Here is a 23,666-nt window from a genome sequence, read left to right on the forward strand (position 1 = left end):
CGTGCGGGTCACGATCGTCTCGCGGATCTATCGTCCCGAACCGGCCGCCGCGTCGTTCTTCCTGGGCTCCGTCGCCGATGCGCTCCTCGCGGAAGGCCACTCGGTCGACGTCCTCACCGCGCGACCGCCGGCAGGATCGGGCAGCGCATCCCACGGTGAGCGGGTGCGCACGTTCCCCGTGCTGCGCGACCGCGACGGCTACGTGCGCGGATACCTCCCCTACCTGAGCTTCGACATCCCGCTCGCGTTCCGCCTGCTCCTCACCCGTCGTCCCGACGTGGTGCTGGTGCAGCCGCCGCCCACGACCGGCGTCGTCGTGCGAATCGTCTGCGCACTGCGCCGGATCCCCTACGTCTACGACGCGGCCGACGTCTGGTCCGACGCCGCGCACATGGCGACGTCGTCGACGATCGTCGTCCGCGTGCTCCGCGCGCTCGAACGCTTCGCCATGCGGGGCGCGGCACACCTGGTCACGATCTCCCAAGGTGTCGTCGACCGTGTCCGCGACCTGGGCGTCTCCCGCCCGATGACCGTGACGGGCTTCGGCGCCGATACGACGGCGTTCACGGTGACCGAGGCCGAGACCGTGCCGGTGTTCCTCTACGCCGGCAGCTACTCGACGTGGCACGGCGCCGAGGTGCTGATCGATGCCTTCGCGCGGTTCGTCCGAACCCGTGACGGCTACACCCTGCGATTCATCGGTCACGGTACGGAGCGACCGGCGCTCGAGGAGCGGGCCCACGAGCTCGGCATCGGCGGCATGGTCGAATTCCTCGACCCGGTGCCGCCGCAGCAGCTCGCGCCCCCCCTCTCGAGCGCCGTCGCGAGCCTGGCCACGCTCAGGCCGGGTACGGGCTACGAATACGCGTTCACGTCGAAGGCCTTCTCATCCCTCGCCGCGGGCTGTCCGGTGATCTTCGCCGGCCCCGGCCCGACTGCGACGTTCCTCGAGACCGCCAATGCCGACGTGCGCGCCGGAGTGGCGGTGCCGTACGACGCCGACGCCATCGCCGCGGCGATGACCGAGCTCGCCGCAGAACCCCTCGCCATGCCGCAGCGCGCAGCCCTCGGCGCGTGGACCGCTGCGCACCACTCCATCGCGGCGGTCGCTCGACGGGTCGCATCCGTGATCCACGGCGTCGGCGCGTCCGCGCCCGGACGGCCGCGACGATGAGGAGCCTCTTCTCCCGCGCCGCCGACTGGATGGTCCGGCATCGCACGAAGCTGCCCCGCTGGATCGACCGCGCGATCGAGTCGGCGGCACGCAATCCCGACGGCGTCGCCGGCCGCCTCGCGTCGCGATTGCTCGGCGGCGGCTCCGCTCCGGTGACGGAGGTGCCCGATCGACCCGTGCGCGTGTACATCGCCCCGACCAACTACTCCGGACAGGGATACCGCTGGGCCCGCGCCCTCGAACGTGCCGACCCCCGGATCGGCGCGCGCAACATGGCCGTCGAGCTACCGGGCGGATTCGCCTTCCCCGCCGACACCTCGGTTCCGATCGCCACGGTGAACTCCTCCGCCGAGTGGCAGGCCGAGGAGTGGGGTGCGGCGAGCCGGTTCACGCACGCGCTCATCGAGGCGGAACGATCGATGTTCGGGCGACGGTTCGACCGGGATGTCTCGAAGGAGATCAGGGCGCTCGAGTCGGCCGGCGTTTCCGTGGCGTACCTGTGCCACGGCACCGACATCCGCGACCCCGATCGGCACGCGGCACTGACACCGTGGTCGCCGTACCCCGAAGACCCGCGCACCGATGTGCTGAGAGCGGATGCCGCGGCGAACCTCGAACTCCTCAGCTCGCTCCGGCGGCCGACGTTCATCTCCACGCCCGACCTCGCGATCGATGTTCCCTGGGCGACCTGGTGCCCGGTCGTGATCGACCCCGACGAGTTCGCGAACGACACCACTCCGTTCGGCGCCGATCGGGTGCGGATCGTGCACGCCTCGAGCGCACCGGTCCAGAAGGGGAGCCACTACATCGAGCCGGCGCTGGAGCCGCTGATCCGCAGCGGCCTCGTCGACTACCGGCTCGTGACCGGAGTCTCGGCGGCGCAGATGCCGGCCGTCTTCGCGGATGCCGACATCGTGATCGACCAGTTCCGGCTCGGGTCCTACGGGGTGGCGGCATGCGAGGCCATGGCCGCCGGACGTGTCGTCGTCGGCCATGTCCTGCCGTTCGTGCGCCAACACGTCGAATCGGACTTCGGGATGCCGCTGCCCATCGTCGAGGCGACGCCCGACTCCCTGCGCGAGACCGTGGAACGGCTCGCCGACGACCGGGAGGCGGCCCGAGCTGCAGCCGCTGCGGGGGTGTCGTACGTCGCCGCCGTGCACTCGGGTCAGGCGAGCGCCCGCGCGCTCATCGAGGGATGGATCGCGAGCGTCGACTGATCCGCCGAGACCCGCCGGGCGGGGTCACGACTGTGCGGCCGCGGGCACGAGGCGCGCGGCATCCTTCCGGTCCTTCCATCGCCGCAGCCGCCGCTCGATCGGCCGCTCGATGAAATGGTGCAGCGCCCAGGCGGCCGTCAGGTCCACGGCGAGCAGCGCCGCGAACCACGCCAGGTTCATCCACGACGGCTCCTGGTAGCCGAAGATCCGCAGTGCGAGGTAGATGAACGTCGCGTGCACGAGGTAGAACGCGAACGACCACTCGCCGAGCTTCACCTGCAGCTTCGTCTCGAAGCCCGAGCGCTTGCCCTCGAGCGTGTACTGCGCGATCGACACGATCGCGAGTGCGCACGCGACCGTGAACAGCTCGTTGCCGAACACGGGCACGAGAGAGAGCACCGGCAGTCCGACGAAGTACTTCGAGGTCAGCACGATCGCACCGACGACGAGGCCCATGGCACCGACTCCCAGCGCCGGGTGGATCCGGATGCGCCAGCCCGATCGAATGGCCCACGCGAGTGCCATTCCGAGGGCGAACTCGGGCAGTCGGACGATCGGGAGCGAGAGGTGCGCGAACCAGGCGTCGGGCGAGCCGAAGGCGAGCGCGCGATAGCCGAACGCGAGGAGCACGATCGCTCCGGCGATGAGCAGGGCACCGCGTCGGGCCGTCGGCACCAGCACCTTGGAGATGTAGGGATGCAGGGCGTAGAAGAACGCCTCGCACGTGAGCGTCCACGCAGCCGGGTTTCCCGAGAAGAGGATGATCGGTGCGAGCCACCAGCCCTGGAGCACCACGAACGAGAGCGCGAGGATGGCCGGGTCGACGGGCTTCAGGAAGCTGTCGGGCGGGATCGGCGCGAAGGTGTAGAAGACCGGGATGGCCAGAATCAGGGCGACGAAGTGCGACGGATAGATGCGGGCGAATCGACGCCAGTAGAACGTCGACTGCCGCACCTCGGGCCGCGCCGACCACGTGAGCACGAAGCCCGAGAGCACGAAGAAGAATGTCACGCCGAGGTAGCCCTGCGCGAAGACCGCACTGGTCGCGCCTGGCAGTGGCGCGAAGACGAGCATGTGGTAGAAGAAGACCATGAACGCCGCCCACCACCGGAGGCCGGTGAGTGCATCGAGCCGCTGCGTCGGCTGGGCGAGGGTGGTGCTGGCGGTCAGGATGTTCTCTCTCTCGGCGTGTCGGAGCCGAAGATCGGCGCGGGCCGCAGTACAGGATACCCGCCTCGGGCCGTGGTCGGTGACGATGACACGTCGCGTGGCCCACCTCGCCCGCTCCGAACGTGCCCACCGCGGGCGCCAGTACGGGCCGGCGCGGGAGGGTAACATCGTCTCTCGATGACCAGCCCCCTCGTCGACGTCACCATCGCTGTCCACACGCCCACCCGACCCATCGCACGCGCAGTGTCGTCGATCGTCGATCACACGAGCGCGCCCGTGCGCGTCACCGTCGTCGCGCACAACATCGATCCCGAGCTCATCCGATCGAACCTCGGCGCGTACGCGGCCGACCCCCGTGTCCGACTCCTCGAGCTCCGCGACGGAATCCCTTCCCCGGCCGGGCCCATGAATCACGGGATCGCGAACTCGGACGCGCCGTTCATCGCGATCATGGGCTCGGACGACGAGCTCGCGCCGGGTGCCATCGACTCCTGGCTCGCCGTGCAGCGCGAGACGGGAGCGTCGACGGTGATCGCGCGCATCCGGATCGGCAGCCGCGGCACCGATCCCTATCCGCCGGTCCGCAACGGCAAGCGCACGCGACGCCTGAGTCCCCGGAAGGACCGCCTCGCCTACCGCAGCGCGCCACTCGGGCTCATCGATCGCGCGCGCTTCGGCGACCTGCGCCTGACCGAGGGGCTGCCCTCAGGCGAAGACCTCGCGTACTCCGCGACGCTCTGGTTCACGGGCGCCGAGATCGCCTACGACCTCGCCGGACCGCCCTACATCATCAACGACGATGCGAGCGACCGGGTGACCTTCTCGCCGCGGAGCGTCGATGAGGACTTCGCGTTCCTCGAGGCCATCGAGTCCGCGCCGTGGTTCGCGCGCCTCGGTCGTGCGGACCGCAAGGCACTCGTCATCAAGATCCTGCGCGTGCACTTCTTCGACGCTGTGCTGGCCCGGATCAAGTCGCCAGACGGCCTCTCGGCGCATCGTGCCAACCTCCTCGGAGTCATCGAGCGGCTCGAGTCCGTGGCTCCCGGGGTCGTGAAGCTCCTGGCCCGAGTCGACCGCCGCGTCATCGACGAGCTGCGAACGGACGACCCGAGCCCCGATGCGATCCTCGTGCTCCTGGATGCGCGGTGGAACTATCGCACGGTCGGCGCCCTCACGACCCGGAATCCGTTCCTCGTCCTCCACCGCCAGGCGCCGTTCCGCACCCTGTACGCGGGCCTGAAGGTCACGACGCGCGCCTGACCGAGCTCCCGGGGTGACCGTCGGTGCGCGACTACCGTTCGAGCTCGCCGGCGAGGCCCGCCAGCAGCACCTGCTCCGCGAACGACGGGAGCGTCGCCGCCACCTCCGCGAAGGTGCCCTCGGCGACGATCACGCCCTCGTCGAGGTAGCAGATCCGGTCGTAGTCCTTGATCGTCGAGAGGCGATGGGCCACCGAGATGAGCGTCACCTCGCCCTGCAGGGCGCGGATCGACTTCGTGACCTCGTCCTCGGTCTTGGTGTCGAGCGAACTCGTCGCCTCGTCGAGCACGAGCACGAGCGGGTCGGTGTACAGTGCGCGGGCGATACCGAGGCGCTGCTGCTGGCCTCCCGAGAGCGAGACCCCGCGTTCGCCGATGCGCTCATCGATGCCGCCGGCCCGCGATGCGACGAGCGAGCCGAGTTGCGCGCGCTCGAGGGCCTGCATGACCCGGACCCGATCGACGTCGTCACCCCAGGTGAGCGCGACGTTCTGCGCGATGGTGCCGTCGAAGAGCGCGACCTTCTGCGGAACATAGCCCACGCGGCCACGCCACTGCCGCAGCACCGACTGCAGCGGCGCCCCGTCGATCGTGATCGACCCGGAGGATGGAAGGCTGAGTCCGAGGAGGAGGTCGATCAGCGTCGACTTGCCCGCGCCGGACGGGCCGACGATGCCGAGGGAGCTGCCGAGTGGGATCGTCAGTGACATCCCGCGGATGACATCGTCGTTGGCCTTCGGATACCGGAAGCGGACGTCGTCGAGACGGAGCTCTCTCGGGTTCGCGGCGAGCTGCGCGGTGTCGGCCGGCGTCTGCGAGACCTTCATGTCCCTCTCCGCCGCGGTGAGGTCGCCGATGACGTCCTTCGCGGAGGGAATGGTCGCAGTGGCCTGGACGATGCCGCCCTGGATGCCGGTGATCGCGGGGATGAGCCGGAAACCCGTGACGGCGAACAGGGCGACGGACGAGAGCGCCGCGGTCATGCCGCCCTGCGAGAAGGCGTATCCACCGATCAGGATGACGCCGCCGATCAGCGCGGCCTCGAATGCGAATCCGGGGATGATGCCGAGGAACGAGCCGTTCGCCCGCGCCCGGACGGAGCGGTTCCGATTCGCCGTGACGAGGTCGGCGACCTCCGAGAGTCGATTCCGCAGGCTCAGCTCCTTCAGCGCCTCCATCATCTCGGTCATCAGGATCGCGACCCGATAGCTGAACATCAGGTTGACCTGACCGGCCTCGAGGGCGCGCTTCGTCACGACCTGGTGCACGACCAACGCGACGAGCGTCAAGTACACCAGCGCGATGATCGACGTCACCGGGTCGACCACGAGAACGACGGCCAGCACGAGGATGAACGTGAAGATCGAGCTCGGGACGCGCATGAGCGGCAGGAGGAACCCGGCCATCGTGTTCGCGATGCCGCCATCGGCGATGCGGGTGATCTCGGCGACCGAGCGCTTCGAGCGCTCCTCCCAGCTGGAGTTGATGTACGCCTTGAACATGCGGTCGCCGATCTCGAGCTCGTACTTGGCGAACCGTCGGGTCGCGAACCAGTGCAGGAGCAGCGAGAGCACGGACTTCGTGATGATGAGCAGGCACGCGGCGAGCGCGAAGACCGGAACGAGCGAGACCGGGATCTCACCCAGGATGGGCAGGTTCAGCGGCGCACCGGTCAGTGCGGGACCGAGGATCACGGCGAGGAGCGACATCGCCGCGACGTCGAGCGCCGTGATCAGCGTCGTTGCGACCATGTATCCCATGAAGTACCGCTGAGCGCCCTGCGGCAGGAGCGGAAGGAGGGATTTCAGTACGGGCCAGACGCGCTTCATCGCAGGCCATGCTTCCTGTTCAGAACTTCACCGGCTCGCCGGAGACGGCCGACTCGAGGGCACCCTCGACGACCTGGAGGGTGCGGAGTCCCTGCTCCATCGTGACGACCTTGTTCGACACGCCGAGGACGGCGTCGCGGAAGGCTTCATGCTCCATGCGCAGCGGCTCGCGCTTGGCGAAGGCGTACCGGGTGATGTCGCCCTCGGAGACGCCCCGGAACGACGAGATCGACTCCCACTCCAGCGGGATCGTGCCGTTCGCGAAGAAGGTCAGGTCGCCGGTCGTCGTGTCGGCGATGTACGCGCCACGGTCACCGCTGACGATCGTGACCCGCTCTTTCATGGGGCTCAACCAGTTCACGAGGTGATTGACGATGATGCCGTTGGCGAGGCGGCCCGTCACGGCGATCATGTCCTCGTACTCGCGGCCGCTCTTGTGCGCCGTCTGGGCGAAGACGCTCGCGTACGCGCTCTGTGCGACCCAGCTCGTGAGGTCGATGTCGTGCGAGGCGAGATCTTTGGCCACGCCCACATCGGCGATTCGCACCGGGAACGTGCTCTGACGCCGGGTGGCGATCTGGTAGACCTCGCCGATCGCACCGTCCTCGAGGCGCCGACGCATCTCTTGAAGCGCCGGATTGAAGCGTTCGACGTGCCCGACGGCACCGACGAGTCCCTTGGCCGCGAAGGCCTCCGTCATGCGGCGCCCGGCCTCGAGGCTGTGCGCGATGGGCTTCTCGACGAGCGTGTGCACGCCGGCCTCGGCGAGCTTCAGCGCGGCATCCTCGTGGAATCGAGTGGGCACGGCCACGACCGCGATATCGATGCGGGCCTCGATCAGCGCGTCGATGTCGGGGAGCACCTCGAGGTCGCCCGACACCCCGTGCGGGTCGCCGCCGGGGTCGGCGATGGCGACGAGATCGATGCCCTCCACTTCCCTCAGCACGCGGGCGTGGTTGCGGCCCATCATGCCGACGCCCAGGAGCCCCGCGCGAAGCGTCGCCATCAGGCGCCCGCCCCTGCGACGGCGTTGACGGCGGCGACGATGCGGTCGAGGTCGCCCTGGTCCAACGATGGGTGCACGGGAAGGGAGACGACCTCGCGCGCGGCTCGCTCGGTCTCGGGAAGGTCGAGCCCTGGCGCGTACGGCGCGAGCGAGGGCAGGCGGTGATTCGGAAGCGGGTAGTACACGCCGCTGCCGATGTTGTGCTCGTTCCTCAGGGCCGCGACGAAGCCGTCGCGGTCGTCGGGGACCCGGATCGTGTACTGGTGGTACACGTGCACGGCACCCGCGGCGACGGGCGGCACGACGACATGCTCGAGGTTCGCGTCGAGGAAGGCGGCGTTCGCTTGGCGCTGCGACGTCCAGTCCATGACCTTGGTCAGCTGGACCCGGCCGATCGCCGCATGGATGTCGGTCATGCGGGCGTTGAACCCGACGACCTCGTTCTCGTACTGGCGCTCCATGCCCTGATTGCGCAGGAGCTTGACCTGGCGGACGAGCTCGGGCGTGGCACAGGACACCATGCCGCCCTCGCCGCTCGTCATGTTCTTCGTCGGATACAGGCTGAACATGGCGAACGCTCCGAAGGTGCCCACTCGGCGACCGTCGAGTTCGGCGGCGTGCGCCTGCGCGGCGTCCTCGAAGACCTGGATGCCGTGCTTCTCACCGAGCGCGGTGAGCTCGTTCATCTTCGCCGGGTGACCGTAGAGGTGCACCGGCATGACCGCACGAGTGCTGGGGGTGATCGCGGCTTCGACGGCCGCGGGATCGAGGGTGAACTGCTCGGGCTCGATGTCGACGAAGACCGGAGTCGCGCCGGTCAGCGCGACGGAGTTGCCGGTCGCCGCGAACGTGAACGACGGGACGATGACCTCGTCGCCGGGACCGATGCCGGCGGCGAGCAGGCCCAGGTGCAGTCCGGATGTCCCGGAGTTGACGGCGACGGAGGCGCGACCGCCGACCATCGCCTCAGCGAACTCAGCCTCGAACGCCGCCACCTCGGGACCTTGGGCGACCATGCCCGAGCGCATCACCCGGTCGACGGCCGCCCGCTCGTCGTCACCGATGATCGGTTTCGCGGCGGGGATGAATTCGTCATTCGCCATCGTTCAACTCCATGAGTACTCCTTCGCGCTCCGCGTAGCGGGCGTTCGTTTCAGGGCAGATCCAGACTCCGTCGGACTCCACGAGGCGACGGCCGGATCGTCCGACCCACCCGATCCGTCGCGCGGGAACGCCGGCGACGAGGGCGAAGTCGGGCACGTCCCGCGTCACGACGGACCCGGCGGCGACGGTCGCCCACGCACCGATCCGCACCGGAGCGACGCACACCGCACGCGCGCCGACCGAGGCGCCCGTCGCGATCTCGACGCCGACCGGCTCCCAGTCGTGCGCGCTCTTCAGCGTGCCGTCGGGATTCACCGCGCGAGGATACGTGTCGTTGGTGAGAATCACCCCCGGGCCGATGAAGACGCCGGCGGCGAGCTTCGCCGGCTCGTAGACGAGCGCGTAGTTCTGCACCTTGCAGTTGTCTCCGAGGGAGACGCCCGTGCCGATGTAAGCCCCGCGCCCGATGACGCAGTTCTCGCCGAGAACCGCGCGTTCACGCACCTGTGCCAGGTGCCAGATGGAGCTGCCTGCGCCGATCGACGCGTCGGCGGCGACGTCGGCGGAGTCGACGACGCGCACGCCGGGACTTGGATTCACGTGGGCTCCTGGGGAGGGGTATGCGGACGAGGCACTGCCGACGAGTCTAACGCGCTCTGCAAGAATGGATGCATGCCGCCAACCCCCGAGCCGTCGTCCGTGGACCCGAGACGGCACGCCGCGGACACCTGGATCGTGGTCCCGCTCTACAACGAATCCACCGTGATCGGCGACGTCGTCCGTGGCCTGCTGGCATCGTTCGACCACGTCGTGTGCATCGACGACGGCAGCACCGACGGCAGCGCCGAGGCGGCGGCAGCGGCGGGGGCCCGGGGCCTCCCCCACCCCCTCCACCCCGGTCAGGGCGCCGCCCTGCCGACGGGGGTCTCGTACGTCGCCCCGCAGCCCGAGGCCCGGTTCGTGGTGACCTTCGACGCCGACGGGCAGCACCGCGTCGAAGACGCGCTCGAGATGCTCGACGTGGCGGAGGCCGAGGATGTCGCGATCGTCTTCGGTTCCCGCTTCCTCGACACCCGCACCGATCCGGGCATCCTGAAGCGCATCATCCTGAAGACGGCGGTCTCCGTCACGAACATGACGACGGGGCTCCGGCTCACCGACGCCCACAACGGCCTGCGCGTCATCCGCACCGACGCGATGCGGAGCATCGAGCTCGAGCAGGACCGGATGGCGCATGCCACCGAGATCGTCCTGAAGCTCGGTCGCACCAAGCTGCCGTGGCGCGAATACCCGGTCGAGCTGCTCTACACCGACTACTCGAAGGCGAAGGGCCAGTCAGTGCTCAACTCAGTGAACATCCTCGTCGACCTGCTGGTGCGGTGAGCATGATGTGGATCCAGATCCTCCTCGTCGTCGGCGTGATCCTCGCCGGGCTGTTCCTCGCTCGTCCCGCGGGCGGAGACAGCCACCTCGCCCTGCGCCGGCTCTTCATGTTCGTGTTCGTCCTCGCGGCGATCGCGTCGATCCTGTTCCCGCAGTGGCTGACCTGGCTCGCCAACCTCATCGGCGTCGGCCGAGGCGCCGACCTGCTGCTCTACGCGCTGGTGCTGGCGTTCCTCGTGACGGTCGCGACGAACTACCGGCATCACGTGGCGATGAATCGCAAGCTCACGCTGCTGGCCCGCGAGGTCACGCTCGCCCGCGCTGCGGCCGACGACGCCGCGGCCGCACGCAGCGCCGACGGCGGCGACCGCTAGCCGCACGCGTCCACGCGGTAGAGCACGGCGTCTTCGCCCTCGCGATCGACCTCGACGAAGCCGGGGGTGTCGGCCAGGTCGAGCAGCCCCTCGTATCCGACGGTGCTGTCGAAGTGCAGCTCGTCGGCCGCGTCCCGGAAGTACGTGCCGAAATCGAGGACCCACCGCACATCGAGGTCGCGCACGGCGTCGCAGACCGCGGCATCCGACCCTGCTTCGTTCAGCTGCGTGTTCACGACCGTGCGCTCGGGGAGGTAAGCGGTGTTGAAGTGCGGATTGAGCACGTGCTGGCCGACGAGCGCGTAGGCGAGGCTGCTTCCGGTCCAGGGGTTGCCCGCCGCGACGCCCTCGAGGCCCGTCGTCTCGGGGAGGCGCTCGATGAGCGCGAGCTCGTCGGCGGTGATGATGGGCGAGAACTCGTTCAACTCGTAGACGGCCCGCGCGTTCGCGACGGCTGAGCCCACCGCGGGCGCCTGCAGTCCGCCCACGGCGACGACGGCCACGACCGCGCCCACGATCGGAGCCGGTCGCACACGCGCCAGCGCGGGGACCCGAGCGATCCACTCCCGCAGCCGCTCCCAGACGAAGAGCCCGCCGGTGATCGCTGCCGGGAGGGCCAGCACCATGAACAGGGAGGCGAGGCGGGGCGGGTCCTTGTAGAACACCCCGAGCAGGATGTTCCGCAGGTCGGACACCGGCAGGACGACGGCGGCGTAGTAGAGCAGCGCCCCGACGAGCCACATGCCGGCGACCCAGCGCCGCCCTGGCCGAAGCGCCGAGCGGATGACTCCGACGACGACGAGGATCGCCAGTCCCAGCGCGGGCGGCCCATCGTCGATGGAGAACAGCAGCACGTCGTATGCGCCTTCGGCCAGGTCGCCCTCGGGACCCCACGGCGCGGTGTACCCGATCGCACCGGCCTGGCGCCACACCACGGCGAGCGCGGCGAGGGCCGCGAGCGCGAGGGCGACGATCGTGATGCGCTGCGTCGTGCGCCGGGTGCGACGGAACAGCCCGATGACCGCGGATGCGGCGACCGGAAGTGCGGCGGCGACGAGCCCGAACACGACCGAGGGCTGCGCCAGGCCCATCGCGGCGATGACCGCCACGAGCAGCAGGATCCTCGTCGCCAGCGGCAGCCCGAGCGATCCCGCCTTGCCGAGCACGGAGACGACGAGCGCGATGGCGAGGGGCAGGAACGCGACGGCGAGGAAGAACGGGAACAGCACCCCGAACGTGAGCGGGAGCAGTGGGAACCACGGAAGCAGCGCGCTCAGCACCGCGGCGATCCAGAGCGCTGACGGATGCCGCGGAGCGACCACCCGCGCCAGCACCAGCACTCCGCCCGGCCACACGAGCCCCGAGACCACGAGGCTGACCGCATTCGCCGCGGCCGGGAGGCTGCCACCCGCGCTCGACACGACGAGCGCGGTCAGGTCGTGCCACGCGGCCGGATAGACGCCGGTGCCGCCCGTGACGCCGCTGATGGCGAACGACGAGGCGTTCCCGGTGTCGAGGATGTAGCGCACCGCACCGAGGTGGAACCCGTTGTCGAACGTCTGCGAGATCGCGTCGGGCGCGCCGAGGCTGATCATCACCTGCACCGCGATCGTCAGCGCGGCCAGTGCCCACGCGCCGATGAGGTGCCAGGCGGGCTGGGCTTCACCGCTCGCGCGTCTCGCCGGGAACCGCCAGCGACGGCGCAGCAGCAGTCGGATGGCGAGGAGCACGATCACCACGACCGCGACGGCCGCGGCGACCGAGAGGGTCGACCACGGGATGCCGATCGCGCCGTACGCGATGGCGAGCACCCCGAAGAAGGCGACCGAGAGGGGGGCCGAGCCCGCGAGCAGCACGAGCCCTCGTACGTCGACGAGCCAGAGCACGAGGGCGCCGGGCAGTACGAGCCAGGCGATCGTCGTGAGCAGTGCTGGAACCAGTTCGAGCCAGCTCATGCCGACGGCCCGTGGTCGCGGGCGTGCCGGTGCGCCTCCCAGGCCGACGCGATGATGCTCCGAAGGTCGTGCTCGGCTCGCCAGCCGAGCTCCGCCGTGATGCGTTCGGTTCGTGCGACCACGGCCGCCGGGTCACCGGCGCGCCGCGCGATGACCTCGGTCTCGAAGCGGCGACCGGTGACGTCGGCGACCATGTCGAGGAGCTCGAAGACCGATGTTCCGACTCCGGTGCCGACGTTGAAGACTCGATGGCTGCCGGGTTCGCCCGCCTGGTCGAGGGCGGCGATGTGCGCGTGAGCCAGATCGACCACGTGCACGTAGTCGCGAACGCCCGAACCGTCGGGCGTCTCGAAGTCGTCGCCGAACACGACGGGTGGCAGTCCGCGCTCGATGCGATCGAGCACGATCGTCACCAGGTTCAGCGTCTCGGGGTCGCCGAGGTCGGGCCATCCGGCGCCGGCGACGTTGAAGTAGCGCAGGCTCACGGCGCTGAACGACTGCGCCCTGACGGCGTCGTCGAGCATCCATTCGCCGATCAGCTTGGTGCGCCCGTACGGGTTGATGGGACGGGTCGGCGAGAGCTCGGTGACGAACGATTCCTCGGGCGATCCGTAGACCGCTGCCGACGACGAGAACACGAACCGTTCGACCGCGGTGCCCTCCAGCGCGGCGAGCACCGCGGCGAGGCCGCCGACGTTCTGCTCGTAGTACCAGACGGGTCGGGCGAGCGACTCGTCGACGCGCTTGCGCGCAGCGAAGTGGATGACGGCTTCGACGCCCTCATCGATGATGAGCGTGCGGAGCTGCTCGGCCGATCCCGGTGCCAGGAGGTCGAGGCGGCGGACGACGGCGTCACGGTTCCGGCCCGGGTCGGGCTCCCGTGCATCGACGACGACGACCCGTTCCCCCCGCTCCTGCAGGGTTCGCACGACGTGAGCGCCGATGTACCCCGCTCCGCCGGTCACGAGCGTCGCCATTCGAGTACCTCAACTTCCCGCACCGACCTTCCGCGGCATCCGTCGAATGGAGTCCGCCGGGATCGGGCCGAAGTCGATCCTAGCGAGTACGGGGCACTGCCCCAGGCCGCCCGCTCACGAGATCAGCCGCATGCCCGACCAGCCCGACCCGACCTGCCGGGGCACGCCCCATCCGCCCGCGCCGTTGCCCGGGTAGAGCAGGAGCGACCCGTCGGTGGCTCGCGCCAGCACGTCGGCCCTGAGGTCGCCGTCGAAGTCGCCCGGGCTGAACACGTGATCGAGGCCGAGCCAACCCTGTCCGATCCTCCTCGCTTCGAGGAGCGTGCCGGCGCCGTCGCCCCGATACAGCAGGAGGTTGCCCTGGGCGTCGACCGCCATGATGTCGCTTCGACGGTCGCCGTCGAAGTCGCCCGGGCTGAACACCGCGCGCATGGCCGCCCAGCCATGGCCGATCTGCACCCGTCCCGCGAACCCGCCGGCACCGTCACCGGGATACAGCCACAGCGCACCGCTCCCGTCGCGACCGACCACGTCGACGGACCGATCGCCGTCGAGGTCACCGGGGCTGAACACCGCGGTGAACACGTTCCAGCCGTTGCCCGACCTCACGGGCGCGGCGAAGCCGCCCGACCCGTTGCTCGGAAGGCGCCAGAGGTCGCCGGCGCCGTCGCGCACGAAGACATCTCGCAGTCCGTTCCGATCGAAGTCGCCGCCACCGAAGACCGCGTCGGGCGCGGCGACCCCGAGGTCCAGCCGCTCGATCGCCGACCAGCCGCCACGCCCGTCGGTCGCATAGAGCCACGAGCTGCCATCGTTCCCGACCGCGACCACGTCGGACGATCCGTTCCCGGTGAGGTCGCCGATCCCCGCCGTGGGCGCGAATCGACCGGATGCCACGGCGCCGGCACCGATCACCAGTCGAGCGCCGCCCCAACCGGCGCCGACCAGCCTCCCAGCCATGAGCCCGCCCGCGCCGGTTCCCGGGTACAGCCACATTCGCGCGCCGCTGTCGACGGCGAGGAGATCGGCGGTGCCGTTGCCGGCGCAGTCGCCCCGCGACAGCACGGCCGTCATGCCGTTCCAGCCGTTGCCGATCTGCACCGGCACGCCCCATCCCGCGCGACCGTCGCCGGGATACAGCAGGAGCTGGCCGGACGGCTGCCGCGCGACCACGTCGGGCCTTCGGTCCCCGTTGAAATCGACACCGCCGACGAGGGCGCTGAACCCGGCCCATCCGTTGCCGATCGCCCTCGCGGGCGCGAACTGCCCGAGGCCGTTGCCCGCGAGGAGCTGCAGGTCGCCGGCCGCATCCCGAACGATGATGTCGTTCGTGCCGTCGGTGTTGAAGTCGCCCGCGCCGATCACGGCCGTCGCCGTGCCGAATCCGTCGCCGATCTTCGCGGAGCTCGTGAACCTCCCGAGGCCGTCGGTGCGGTAGATCCAGAGCGTCCCGGCGCTGTCCAGTGCGAGCACATCGCGGTTGCCGTCGCCGTCGAGGTCGCCCGCGCCGTCGACATGGCGCATCCCACCCCACCCGACGCCCGTCTGGTAGGGAGGCGCCCAGCTCCCCTGCCCATCGCCGGGGTAGACGGTGAAGTCGCCGTTCCATCCGACGGCGTAGACGGCCGGCCCCGTGTTCACCGGTCGCACCACGGATGCCGTACGCGTCGATCCGAACCAGTCTGTGAACATGCGCCAGAAGTTGCGGTTCCCGTAGCTCGAGCACGCGTCGCCCGTGCCGTAGAGATTGGCGAGCGCGGCCGCGTTCGGCCGGTACGGCGTGTAGATGTAGAGGCCGGCGGTGGCCTGGTTCGCGATGTACACCTGCGAGGTGCCGCAGGCGGTGTTCGGATGCCAGGGGATCGTGTTGGTGCGCCCGGCCTGGTAGGCGCGGATGGAGGGATTGGCACGATACTTCCTGAACTGCCAGGCCGCGTTGTACAGCTGGTTGAAGAACCCGTAGTAGAGCGTGTCGCAGGCGGCGGTGTCGGGACAGCCGTACCCGGCGGCGGAGCGGTATTGTCGTTCGGCCGGCGTCGCGTCGCTGACGAGGCCCTGCTCCTTCTCGAGGAGCACGATCAGCGCCTGCGGATTGATCCCGCATGCCACGGCCACGTTCGCGATGATCTGCGCGGCCGTCTCGCTCGGCTGCCCGGTGTACGGCGCGCAGCCCTCGGATCGGGCGGGCTGGCTCTGCGTCGCCTGCCGGTAGTCCTTGAGGCAGACGTACCCGCTGCTGCAGGTGGGAACTCGTGCGTTCAGGAAGCTCTGGACCTGGGACGCCGTCATCGTGGAGCTGTTGTAGAAGACCTCATCGGCGATGATCATGCCGGGGTCGAAATCCTTCGGGTCCGCGGCGTTCGCCGTGATCGTCGGCGCGACCGTCGCCGACTGGCCGAACTGCACGCCGGTCACGACGAGCGCTGCAGCGAGCACCGTCACGATCCATCGTCGCCGACCATTCACGAGCTACCCCCCGGTGCGCCGCGGCGACGGCGCCGCGGCGACACCAGAGTAGGGGTGCTCGACGCACAGTCGGCGATTGACTCACGGCGTGGCGTCGTGCTGGGGGATCGGGCCTCCCCGGGCGATCAACCGACGATAGGCGGCCTTCCGCACCGGTTCCGGGACGAATCGGTAGACACCCCGGACCGTCACGTTGCGCACCAGCTGCCAGCGCGAGGTGAAGCCGATCCGGCGCATGGCCCGCTGCAGGTCGAGCTCGCTCCGCCACTGCGCGAGCCCTCCGCGCCTCGCGTACGCGCCCGCTCCGACCCGGTACATCACGAGCGGCTCGGCGAGGGTGCCGACCCTGGCGCCGGCATCGATCATGCGCGCGAACAGCCAGTAGTCCTCCATCAGTCCGAGGGGCTGGTACCCGCCGGCCCGCTCCACCGCCGATCGGCGATAGACCACCGTCGGATGGCTGAAGGGATCGTGGAACCGCGCGTACCGCACGATGTCGTCGTGCTCGGTGCGGGGCACGCGGCGACCCACGATCGAGCCCACGTCGTCGAGGAACTCGAACATGCCGGTGCCCACCAGCTCCAGCCCGTCCTCCACGAGCGGTACCTGCTTCGCGAAGCGCTCGGGGAGCGAGATGTCATCCGCGTCCATGCGGGCGACGATGTCGTGGTCGCTTCGAGCGAGCCCCTCCGTGAGGGCGCGGGCCAGTCCCACGTTCTCCTCGATGCGGTGGTGCACCATCGGCACGGGCGACTCCCGCACCGCGTCCTCGAGGGCCGACGCGAGCTCAGGACCGACCGGCCCGTCCTGCACGAGGACGACCTGGTCGGGCCGGCGGGTCTGTCCTGCGACGCTCGATGTGAAGGCCTTGCGGAAGTGGGCCGCGTCGTCGCCGCGATACACGGGCATCAGCAGGGTGAACGACTCCATCACCCGCGCTCCACCCGCGCGACGGCCTCGCTGACCTCGCCGAGGCCCGCGAGCGACATCGCGTTCGGCCTCGGACGTGTGCGGGTTCCGTCGCGTCGGCCGCGGCGCCAGCCGTCGCGGAGCACGGCACGATCGCCGGATCGTGCGAACGTCACGATCCAGCGTCGCACGCTCGAGACGCCGTACAGCGCCTTCTCGAGCGGCGCGAGGCTCCGGGATCGCCGGAACATCCAGAGCTTGTTGCGCACCTCGTAGTAGAACCGGCCGCCGGGGTCGACGTCGGTCGATCCGAGGACCTTGGTCTTGTGCACGACGACCGAGGCCGGTACGTGGATGCCGCGTCGTCCCCGCAGCACCCGCGTCGAGTACTCGAAGTCGTCGTTCCAGATGAAGTAGTCGGCGATCGGCAGCCCGACCTCGCGGACGACGTCGGCGCGCACGAGCATGGAGACGAACGACGTGCTCCTCACCGGAATCCCACCCGCTCGCGCGGCGGCGAGGCGCTCGGCCCGGCTCGCGTAGGCCTTCGGACGCGGCGTGTTCATCGGGTGCTCGGTGCCGTCGGACCAGATCACGCGCGATCCCGCGGCGACGGCGTCTGCCCGACGCGCCGCGCGCAGCAGTTCGCCGAGCGCGCCGGGCTCCGGGATGGTGTCGTCGTCCATGAGCCACAGCCAGTCGGGCGCATGCCGGTCGAGGGCCACGGCCATGCCCGCAGCGAAGCCGCCCGCGCCACCGGTGTTGCGCGGAAGCCGGACGAGGTCGACGAGGTCGCCGGCCGCCCGCGCGACGTCTGCCGTGTCGTCCGTCGATGCGTTGTCGACCACGACGATGGCGCTGACCGGCGTGTGCTGGGCGGCGACCGCGTCGAGCGCCTCGATGAGCAGGTCGCGCCGGTTGTAGGCGACGACGACGGCGACGACGCGCGGGCGCTCAGGTGACGTGCTCATCAACTCTCGGACTCTCGGTGCGGCTCTGGGCTCACACCATCGTGCCATCTCCGGTCGGCACTGCCCGTCGGGCGTGGACGTGGACTACTCGGCAGTCGGTTCCTCCGTCGCCGGAGTCGTGGCCGACACGACGAGCGAGCGGATGTACTCCCAATCGGGATCGGTGGGGTCGATGCCGTTCTCGGGCACGAGATCCACCGTGACGACCGGCAGTTCCTTCGTCTTCATCGACAGGTTCACGAAGTACCCGAGCATCGTCTGGGGGATGTCGGTCTTCACCGTGTCCGCGCCCGCGGCGGCGACCTCCTGGAACTTCGTGAGCACGTTCGCCGGCGTGAACTGCTGCAGGATCGCCTCCTGCAGCACGGCCTGCCGTCGCATCCGCTCGTAGTCGCCGCCGGCGACGCCGTAGCGTGCGCGGCCGTACCAGAGTGCGTGGTACCCGTCGAGATGCTGCAGCCCCGGTTCGATCCATCCGTCGACACCCTCGTTGTCCTCGTCGCCGCCGATCGGGATGCGGGTCTCGACGTTGATGTCGACACCGCCGAGCGCGTTGATGAGCTGCTCGAATCCCTGCATGTCGATGAGCACGTAGTACTGGATCTCGAGGCCCGTCACGCCCTCGGCCGCGTCGCGCATGGCCTCGATCCCGGGTTCGCTGCCCTCGGCCACGGCGTTCGGGTACATCTCGGGGCTCTTCAGCTCGACCTCGGTGTAGATCGAGTTCAGCTGGCAGACGTCGACGTCGCAGCCGTCGATCGCCCCGTACCCCTCGGGGTAGACCGCCGTCAGCGGCGAGTCGTCGGGGAACGGCACGTACTCGAGGTCACGAGGCAGGCCGATCGTGACCGCCTGCCCGGTCTCGGCGTCGATGCTCATGACCCTCATGCTGTCGGGGCGCATGCCCTCGCGGTCGGGTCCCGAGTCACCGCCCAGCAGCAGGATGTTGTAGCGGCCGTCGACCGGCGGTTCGGTGGGCCCGGCGATGAACACCGAGGCGAGGAATCCGCTCGCGGTCGTGGCGAGGTAGGCACCGTACGCGGCCGTCCCCGAGATCGCGACCATGACGGCGATCGAGAGCATCGCCACCCACGCCCGCGCCGAGGGAGCCGTCTTCACGAGCCGGACGAGGCGCAGCGTGTCGAGGCTCAGCACGACCCAGAGCACGGCGTAGAACGCGAGCACCGCGGCGACGATCCAGAGCGTGATGGTGGTCGAGAACACGGTGTACAACGCGGTGGGCCAGAGGAGCCAGACCACGAGCGCGACGATCACGAGGGACCACAGCGTGAGCGTCGCCCCGAGGCCGAACCGGCCGAGCCGGCGGTCGCCCGCGAGCACCTGTGCGGAGCCGGGGATGAGGAAGTTCAGCACGACGAGCCACCAGGCGCGTCGGGTCATGACGGTGCGCGAAGCGACGTCGGGGAAGCGGATCGGACTGGCGGCGAGGGTCATCGGTTCGACTTGAGCCGTTCGTTCTTCTCCTCGACCAGGTCGGCGAGGGCGGTGGCGTAGTCGGCGAGCGCGCTGCTCAGCGCGGCGTCCGCGGTTGCCAGGATCCGGACCGCGGTGAGGCCGGCGTTCTTCGCGCCCCCGATCGAGACCGTCGCGACCGGAACGCCCGCCGGCATCTGCACGATGGACAGCAGGGAGTCGAGCCCGTCGAGCCGGGACAGCGGAACGGGCACGCCGACGACGGGGAGCGTGGTGACCGAGGCGAGCATTCCGGGCAGGTGCGCCGCCCCGCCGGCCCCGGCGATGATGACCCGGAGACCGCGTCCGGCGGCCTCCTTGCCGTAGGCGACCATCTTCTCGGGGGTGCGGTGCGCGGAGACGACCTCCACCTCGTGCGCGACGCCGAATTCGTCGAGGAGTTCGGATGCCTCGCGCATCACGTTCCAGTCCGAGTCGGATCCCATCACGACGCCGACGAGCGGGGTGGTAGCAGCAGTCACCCGACGATAGTAGAGCGGGGTGCTGTGAGATGGCCGGAGGCACGCAGGCGGCGATCCCCGAGTCTCCACAGCCCTCCGTCGCCCCCGCCGGGAACGGTTAGATTGAGTCCACGCCCGAGGAAATGAGGCCCATGACCACGAGGTTGCGCGTCGTCGTCGACCAGCTCGTCGCTCCGGTTCCCGGAGCTGTGGGGCGCTACACGAAAGACCTGACCCGTGCCCTGATCGCGACGGCTCCGGCGAACTGCGAGGTCGCCGGCATCGTGTCGTCCTCGCCCCCCACCGACTACGAGCTGATCGAGCGTGAACTTCCCGGTCTCGCCGACCTCTATCGCACCTCGCTCGCGCGCCGTGAGCTGGCGGCGGCCTGGCAGATGGGGCTGACCACGTCACCGGGCGGGGGCATCATCCATTCGCCCAGCCTGTTCGCCCCGCTCCGCAAGCACGACCGAGACGCGGGCAACCAGGTCGTCGTGACGGTGCACGACACCCTGGCGCTCAGCCATCCCGAGTCCCTGTCGACGGTCGAGTCCACCTGGCGACGGGCGATGCTGAAGCGAGCGCGCAAGCATGCCGACGCGATCGTCGTCTCGACGCACGCGCTCGCGGTGCGGCTCGGCGAGCACTACGACTTCGGAGATCGGATCCGCGTGATCAGCACCGCGGCACGCTCGGGATTGCAGATTCCCCACGACGCCGGCGAGCGGGCGGCCGAGCTCGGCCTGCCGCGCGACTACCTCGTCACGATCGGCTCGCTCGAGCCGCTCCGAGGCGTCGCCGATGTGCTCGCCGCGCTCGGTCGTCCGGGCATGCCCGAAGTGCCGCTGGTCGTGCTCGGTCCCCGGGAGTGGGGCGAGCAGCAGCTCGCCACCGTCGCCGAGGAGTCGGGACTGCGCCGGGAGTTCGTCCGCTCGTTCGATTCGCTGAGCGACAGCGACCTCGCGGTCGTCATCGGCGGCGCGACGGCGTTCATCGCTCCGTCGCACGAGGAGGGCGACCCGGCGACCCTGATCGAGGCGTTCTCCCTCGGCACTCCCGTCATCCATTCCGACATCCCCGAGTACACCGAGACCGCGGCCGGTGCCGCCATCTCGGTTCCGGTCGGGGTCGCCGACGAGGGCTACGTGAACCGCCTCGCCGCAGCGATCTCCACCGTCGTCACCGATGGAGTCCTCTCCGACCGGCTGTCGATCACCGGCCAGGACCGGGCCCGCAGCTTCAGCTGGCCCGACTCGGCCGAGCGGGTCTGGCAGCTGCACGCCGACCTCTGAGCAGACGCCTCAGTCGTGGAGGAACGCCGCCGCCGCGCGGGCCTCGTACACGACGTCGTCGAGATCGGAGCCGATCGCCGTGACGTGGCCGACCTTGCGACCCGGACGCGGCTGCTTGCCGTAGTTGTGCAGCTTCACGGTCGGATGCCCCGCCAGCGCCTCCGCGTACCGGTCGGTCATGGTGCCCTGATCGGGGCCCCCGAGCACGTTCACCATCACCGCCCACGGCTCGTGGCTGCCCGTGCCGCCGAGCGGCAGGTCGAGGACGGCACGCAGGTGCTGCTCGAACTGCCCCGTCGTGGAGCCGTCCATCGACCAGTGCCCGCTGTTGTGCGGCCGCATCGCCAGCTCGTTCACGAGCACGCGATTGTCGATGGTCTCGAAGAGCTCGACGGCGAGGACGCCGGTGACGTCGAGGCCCTCGGCGATCGTGATCGCGACGTCGGCCGCGACATCCGCGAGCAGGCCGGCCGACTTGGGCGCTGGAGCGATGACCTCGCTGCAGATGCCGCCGACCTGGACGGTCTCGACCACGGGCCATGCGGCGATCTCGCCCGAAGGCCGACGAGCGACGAGCTGGGCGAGCTCACGGCGGAAGTCGATGAGCTCCTCGGCGAGCAGGGCGCCACCGCGACCGTCCTCCGCGGCGGTGGTGAACCACTCCGCGACCTCGGCGCCCCCGTGCACCACGCGCACGCCCTTGCCGTCGTATCCCCCGCGCGGGGTCTTCACGACAGCGGTGCCGCCGTGGTCGGCGATGAAGTCGTCGAGGTCGCCGACGGTCTCGACACGAGCCCAGTCGGGCACCGGCAGGCCGAGCTCCGAGAGGCGTTGCCGCATGAGCAGCTTGTCCTGCGCGTACCGGAGCGCCTCGGGCCCGGGATGCACCCGCACCCCGGCGTCGACGAGCGCGTGCAGCACGTCTTGAGGGACGTGCTCGTGGTCGAACGTGATCACGTCGACCTCGCGGGCGAACCCGAGCACCGTGTCGGTGTCGGTGTAGTCGCCGACCTGCCAGGTGGCGAGGGCCGCAGACATGCCCTCGGCTTCGGCGAGCACCCGGAGCTCGACTCCGAGCTCGATCGCCGCCGGGATCATCATGCGGGCGAGCTGCCCGCCGCCGATCACTCCGACCCGCACCAAGAACTCCCTCACGCTCGCTTCCGGCACCCCCGGCGGCGCGCCCCGTTCAGTCTAGGCCGCAGCGGCACGGCATAGGATGAGCCGGTGTCCACCAGCACCGGCAGCCTGCCAAGCCGTCTCTGGCACGGTTTCCTCGCGTATCTCGTGAAGTTCGGCGTGGTGGGCCTCATCGGGCTGCTCATCGATGTCGCCCTGTTCAACCTGCTCCGCCTCGGGGTCTTCGGTGAGGGCCACTGGGCGCAGTCGGCGATCGGCGCGAAGACCATCTCGACGAGCGTCGCCATCATCTTCAACTGGCTCGGCAACCGGTACTGGACCTTCCGACGGCATCGCCGGCGCAACTACGTGCGCGAATTCGCCGAGTACGCGGTCGTCTCGCTCGGTGGCATGGCGATCGCGCTCGCATGCCTCTGGATCAGCCACCACGCGCTGGGCTTCACGAGCCTGCTGGCCGACAACATCGCGACGAACGTCGTGGGGCTCGCGCTCGGCACGGCCTTCCGGTTCCTGCTCTACCGCTACTGGGTCTACGGGCACCACCGCGCCGACGGCCTCTCCAACATCGACCGCGTCGAGGAGGCGCAGCGGGCGCTGTTCGAAGAGCCCGAGGCGGCGCCGGTCCTTGCGCCCGCCGACGTGCCCGACACCGGGTCCGTCGCTGCTCCCGCCGAGGGGCCGTCAGGAGCCGAGCAACCCGAGAGCCGGCGCTAGCTCGACGCGGCCGCCGCCTGGAACCAGGGCGGATACACGGCGACCCGGGTGCGCAGGCCGACGGCGTCGAGGGCGGCACGCACTCGGTCGCGAACGGGCTCGTTGCCGACCGCGATGAGGATCACGCGCTCCAGCGGGAGGTTTTCGCGCACGAGGAACTCCGCCGAGAGCAGCCGGGCTCCCTCGTCGTCTCGGTGCACCCGCTGCAGCAGGCGCAGCACCGCGGGCCACGACGAGGCCATGGCGACGCCTCCGGCCGCGGCATCCGAGTCGCTCACGACGACCGTGCCGGGCGACTCGGTGCGCGCGCCGACGGCGCTCGTGACCGAACTGACGAGGATGACGTGATCGGCCGCCGGGCGTTCGACGGCGTGCGGCGCGAGCCGGGGATCAGGCGTCCCGGTGCGCACCGCGTTCCAGACGTGTGCGTCGGTCGAGAGGAGGAACGGCACGTAGTCGGCGACGACCGACTCGGTGCCGTCGACGGTCGCCGAGCGGCGGAAGGCACGCGCATCGGGCGCCGAGATGTCGACCTTCGGCGTCGCGCCCGCCGAATCCGCGAGGATCGCTCCTTCGCCGAGGATCGACGCGAGGTTCTCGAGATGGGTGACGTGGTAGATGCGGACCGTCTTCGGGTCGAGGGGCGGGTCGACCAGGCTGCGCGCCTTGGTGCCTGCCACCCTCGATGCCGGCTTCGACGGCCTGGCCGATCGCCCACCGCCCTGGCTCGCCCGGGAGGCCGGCGCAGCGGTCGCCCTCGGTTTCGCCTCAGGTTCCTTCGGGGGGAAG

At 70.0% G+C, this 23,666-nt stretch carries 21 protein-coding genes; 7 read left to right on the forward strand and 14 right to left on the reverse strand.

Annotated features, from left to right (window positions below):
* The first annotated feature begins 1 nt into the window (after nt 1).
* Together HUS56_RS04565 and HUS56_RS04570 are read left to right on the forward strand one after the other, a co-directional pair.
* The gene (locus tag HUS56_RS04565) at nt 2-1,174 is read left to right on the forward strand and encodes a glycosyltransferase family 4 protein (RefSeq protein WP_173922215.1); all 1,173 of its coding nucleotides are present in this window, start codon (nt 2-4) and stop codon (nt 1,172-1,174) included.
* The gene (locus HUS56_RS04570; protein WP_173922216.1) at nt 1,171-2,394 is read left to right on the forward strand and encodes a glycosyltransferase; all 1,224 of its coding nucleotides are present in this window, start codon (nt 1,171-1,173) and stop codon (nt 2,392-2,394) included. Before HUS56_RS04565 ends, HUS56_RS04570 begins: the two co-directional genes overlap by 4 nt.
* A gap of 24 nt (nt 2,395-2,418) precedes the next feature.
* Here HUS56_RS04570 and HUS56_RS04575 read toward each other — a convergent pair whose 3' ends face one another.
* The gene (locus HUS56_RS04575) at nt 2,419-3,732 is read right to left on the reverse strand and encodes an acyltransferase (RefSeq protein ID WP_173922217.1); all 1,314 of its coding nucleotides are present in this window, start codon (nt 3,730-3,732) and stop codon (nt 2,419-2,421) included.
* Between the two features lie 9 nt (nt 3,733-3,741).
* Here HUS56_RS04575 and HUS56_RS04580 point away from each other — a divergent pair, with 9 nt between their 5' ends.
* Nucleotides 3,742-4,824 (forward strand): glycosyltransferase, encoded by a 1,083-nt coding sequence (locus tag HUS56_RS04580; RefSeq protein WP_173922218.1) that lies wholly within the window; start codon nt 3,742-3,744, stop codon nt 4,822-4,824.
* A 31-nt stretch (nt 4,825-4,855) separates the two neighbouring features.
* On the opposite strand, the gene HUS56_RS04585 is transcribed toward HUS56_RS04580, so the two are convergent.
* Genes HUS56_RS04585 through HUS56_RS04600 form a run of 4 tightly spaced genes read right to left on the reverse strand, consistent with a single transcriptional unit; the run spans nt 4,856 to nt 9,362 of the window.
* Nucleotides 4,856-6,652: an ABC transporter ATP-binding protein gene (locus tag HUS56_RS04585; protein WP_173922219.1), complete on the reverse strand. Its 1,797-nt coding sequence runs from the start codon at nt 6,650-6,652 to the stop codon at nt 4,856-4,858.
* Nucleotides 6,653-6,671: 19 nt separating this feature from the next.
* A complete protein-coding gene (locus HUS56_RS04590) occupies nt 6,672-7,658 on the reverse strand; it encodes a Gfo/Idh/MocA family protein (RefSeq protein WP_173922220.1) in 987 nt (328 codons plus the stop codon).
* Complete coding sequence (locus HUS56_RS04595) at nt 7,658-8,761, reverse strand: DegT/DnrJ/EryC1/StrS aminotransferase family protein (RefSeq protein WP_173922221.1); 1,104 nt, start codon at nt 8,759-8,761, stop codon at nt 7,658-7,660. The genes HUS56_RS04590 and HUS56_RS04595 overlap by 1 nt, the downstream gene beginning before the upstream one ends.
* Nucleotides 8,751-9,362, reverse strand: a complete 612-nt coding sequence (locus HUS56_RS04600) for an acyltransferase (protein ID WP_254431293.1) — start codon at nt 9,360-9,362, stop codon at nt 8,751-8,753. The genes HUS56_RS04595 and HUS56_RS04600 overlap by 11 nt, the downstream gene beginning before the upstream one ends.
* A 72-nt stretch (nt 9,363-9,434) precedes the next feature.
* On the opposite strand from HUS56_RS04600, the gene HUS56_RS04605 reads away from it, so the two are divergent.
* A complete protein-coding gene (locus HUS56_RS04605) occupies nt 9,435-10,145 on the forward strand; it encodes a glycosyltransferase family 2 protein (protein ID WP_173922222.1) in 711 nt (236 codons plus the stop codon).
* A 2-nt stretch (nt 10,146-10,147) separates the two neighbouring features.
* Nucleotides 10,148-10,519: a DUF2304 domain-containing protein gene (locus tag HUS56_RS04610; RefSeq protein ID WP_254431308.1), complete on the forward strand. Its 372-nt coding sequence runs from the start codon at nt 10,148-10,150 to the stop codon at nt 10,517-10,519.
* Here HUS56_RS04610 and HUS56_RS04615 read toward each other — a convergent pair.
* The 7 genes from HUS56_RS04615 to purE all read right to left on the reverse strand — a co-directional run bounded on the left by HUS56_RS04615 (nt 10,516) and on the right by purE (nt 19,716).
* On the reverse strand, nt 10,516-12,474 hold the full coding sequence (locus HUS56_RS04615) for a DUF6541 family protein (RefSeq protein WP_173922223.1): 1,959 nt from the start codon (nt 12,472-12,474) through the stop codon (nt 10,516-10,518). The genes HUS56_RS04610 and HUS56_RS04615 overlap by 4 nt on opposite strands.
* Nucleotides 12,471-13,451 (reverse strand): UDP-glucose 4-epimerase GalE, encoded by a 981-nt coding sequence (gene galE, locus HUS56_RS04620; RefSeq protein ID WP_173922224.1) that lies wholly within the window; start codon nt 13,449-13,451, stop codon nt 12,471-12,473. The genes HUS56_RS04615 and galE overlap by 4 nt, the downstream gene beginning before the upstream one ends.
* 114 nt (nt 13,452-13,565) lie before the next feature.
* A complete protein-coding gene (locus HUS56_RS04625; RefSeq protein WP_173922225.1) occupies nt 13,566-15,893 on the reverse strand; it encodes a VCBS repeat-containing protein in 2,328 nt (775 codons plus the stop codon).
* 105 nt (nt 15,894-15,998) lie between these two features.
* Nucleotides 15,999-16,847 (reverse strand): glycosyltransferase, encoded by an 849-nt coding sequence (locus HUS56_RS04630; protein ID WP_173922226.1) that lies wholly within the window; start codon nt 16,845-16,847, stop codon nt 15,999-16,001.
* Nucleotides 16,847-17,797, reverse strand: a complete 951-nt coding sequence (locus tag HUS56_RS04635; protein ID WP_173922227.1) for a glycosyltransferase — start codon at nt 17,795-17,797, stop codon at nt 16,847-16,849. The genes HUS56_RS04630 and HUS56_RS04635 overlap by 1 nt, the downstream gene beginning before the upstream one ends.
* Before the next feature lie 84 nt (nt 17,798-17,881).
* The gene (locus HUS56_RS04640; RefSeq protein WP_173922228.1) at nt 17,882-19,252 is read right to left on the reverse strand and encodes an LCP family protein; all 1,371 of its coding nucleotides are present in this window, start codon (nt 19,250-19,252) and stop codon (nt 17,882-17,884) included.
* Nucleotides 19,249-19,716 (reverse strand): 5-(carboxyamino)imidazole ribonucleotide mutase, encoded by a 468-nt coding sequence (gene purE / locus HUS56_RS04645; protein ID WP_173922527.1) that lies wholly within the window; start codon nt 19,714-19,716, stop codon nt 19,249-19,251. The genes HUS56_RS04640 and purE overlap by 4 nt, the downstream gene beginning before the upstream one ends.
* A 167-nt stretch (nt 19,717-19,883) precedes the next feature.
* Here purE and HUS56_RS04650 point away from each other — a divergent pair, with 167 nt between their 5' ends.
* Complete coding sequence (locus HUS56_RS04650; RefSeq protein WP_173922229.1) at nt 19,884-21,023, forward strand: glycosyltransferase family 1 protein; 1,140 nt, start codon at nt 19,884-19,886, stop codon at nt 21,021-21,023.
* A 9-nt stretch (nt 21,024-21,032) separates the two neighbouring features.
* Here HUS56_RS04650 and HUS56_RS04655 read toward each other — a convergent pair whose 3' ends face one another.
* Nucleotides 21,033-22,178: a 5-(carboxyamino)imidazole ribonucleotide synthase gene (locus tag HUS56_RS04655; protein ID WP_256368776.1), complete on the reverse strand. Its 1,146-nt coding sequence runs from the start codon at nt 22,176-22,178 to the stop codon at nt 21,033-21,035.
* 72 nt (nt 22,179-22,250) lie between these two features.
* Here HUS56_RS04655 and HUS56_RS04660 point away from each other — a divergent pair, with 72 nt between their 5' ends.
* On the forward strand, nt 22,251-22,877 hold the full coding sequence (locus HUS56_RS04660; protein ID WP_254431294.1) for a GtrA family protein: 627 nt from the start codon (nt 22,251-22,253) through the stop codon (nt 22,875-22,877).
* Here the strand turns inward: HUS56_RS04660 and HUS56_RS04665 are convergent.
* Nucleotides 22,874-23,557, reverse strand: a complete 684-nt coding sequence (locus HUS56_RS04665; protein WP_173922230.1) for a DarT ssDNA thymidine ADP-ribosyltransferase family protein — start codon at nt 23,555-23,557, stop codon at nt 22,874-22,876. The two genes, HUS56_RS04660 and HUS56_RS04665, sit on opposite strands and share 4 nt — an antisense overlap.
* Nucleotides 23,558-23,666: the final 109 nt, after the last annotated feature.

This window comes from Agromyces sp. Marseille-P2726 (genome assembly GCF_902809835.1).
Classification (GTDB): Bacteria; Actinomycetota; Actinomycetes; order Actinomycetales; family Microbacteriaceae; genus Agromyces.

Excerpts from the sequence above, each read along its gene's own strand:
- HUS56_RS04570 (WP_173922216.1), top strand. The coding sequence starts at position 1,171 with ATGAGGAGCCTCTTCTCCCGCGCCGCCGACTGGATGGTCCGGCATCGC.
- HUS56_RS04575 (WP_173922217.1), bottom strand. The coding sequence starts at position 3,732 with ATGTTACCCTCCCGCGCCGGCCCGTACTGGCGCCCGCGGTGGGCACGT.
- HUS56_RS04580 (WP_173922218.1), top strand. The coding sequence starts at position 3,742 with ATGACCAGCCCCCTCGTCGACGTCACCATCGCTGTCCACACGCCCACC.
- HUS56_RS04585 (WP_173922219.1), bottom strand. The coding sequence starts at position 6,652 with ATGAAGCGCGTCTGGCCCGTACTGAAATCCCTCCTTCCGCTCCTGCCG.
- HUS56_RS04590 (WP_173922220.1), bottom strand. The coding sequence starts at position 7,658 with ATGGCGACGCTTCGCGCGGGGCTCCTGGGCGTCGGCATGATGGGCCGC.
- HUS56_RS04595 (WP_173922221.1), bottom strand. The coding sequence starts at position 8,761 with ATGGCGAATGACGAATTCATCCCCGCCGCGAAACCGATCATCGGTGAC.
- HUS56_RS04605 (WP_173922222.1), top strand. The coding sequence starts at position 9,435 with ATGCCGCCAACCCCCGAGCCGTCGTCCGTGGACCCGAGACGGCACGCC.
- HUS56_RS04610 (WP_254431308.1), top strand. The coding sequence starts at position 10,148 with ATGATGTGGATCCAGATCCTCCTCGTCGTCGGCGTGATCCTCGCCGGG.
- HUS56_RS04615 (WP_173922223.1), bottom strand. The coding sequence starts at position 12,474 with ATGAGCTGGCTCGAACTGGTTCCAGCACTGCTCACGACGATCGCCTGG.
- galE (WP_173922224.1), bottom strand. The coding sequence starts at position 13,451 with ATGGCGACGCTCGTGACCGGCGGAGCGGGGTACATCGGCGCTCACGTC.
- HUS56_RS04630 (WP_173922226.1), bottom strand. The coding sequence starts at position 16,847 with ATGGAGTCGTTCACCCTGCTGATGCCCGTGTATCGCGGCGACGACGCG.
- HUS56_RS04635 (WP_173922227.1), bottom strand. The coding sequence starts at position 17,797 with ATGAGCACGTCACCTGAGCGCCCGCGCGTCGTCGCCGTCGTCGTCGCC.
- HUS56_RS04640 (WP_173922228.1), bottom strand. The coding sequence starts at position 19,252 with ATGACCCTCGCCGCCAGTCCGATCCGCTTCCCCGACGTCGCTTCGCGC.
- purE (WP_173922527.1), bottom strand. The coding sequence starts at position 19,716 with ATGGGATCCGACTCGGACTGGAACGTGATGCGCGAGGCATCCGAACTC.
- HUS56_RS04650 (WP_173922229.1), top strand. The coding sequence starts at position 19,884 with ATGACCACGAGGTTGCGCGTCGTCGTCGACCAGCTCGTCGCTCCGGTT.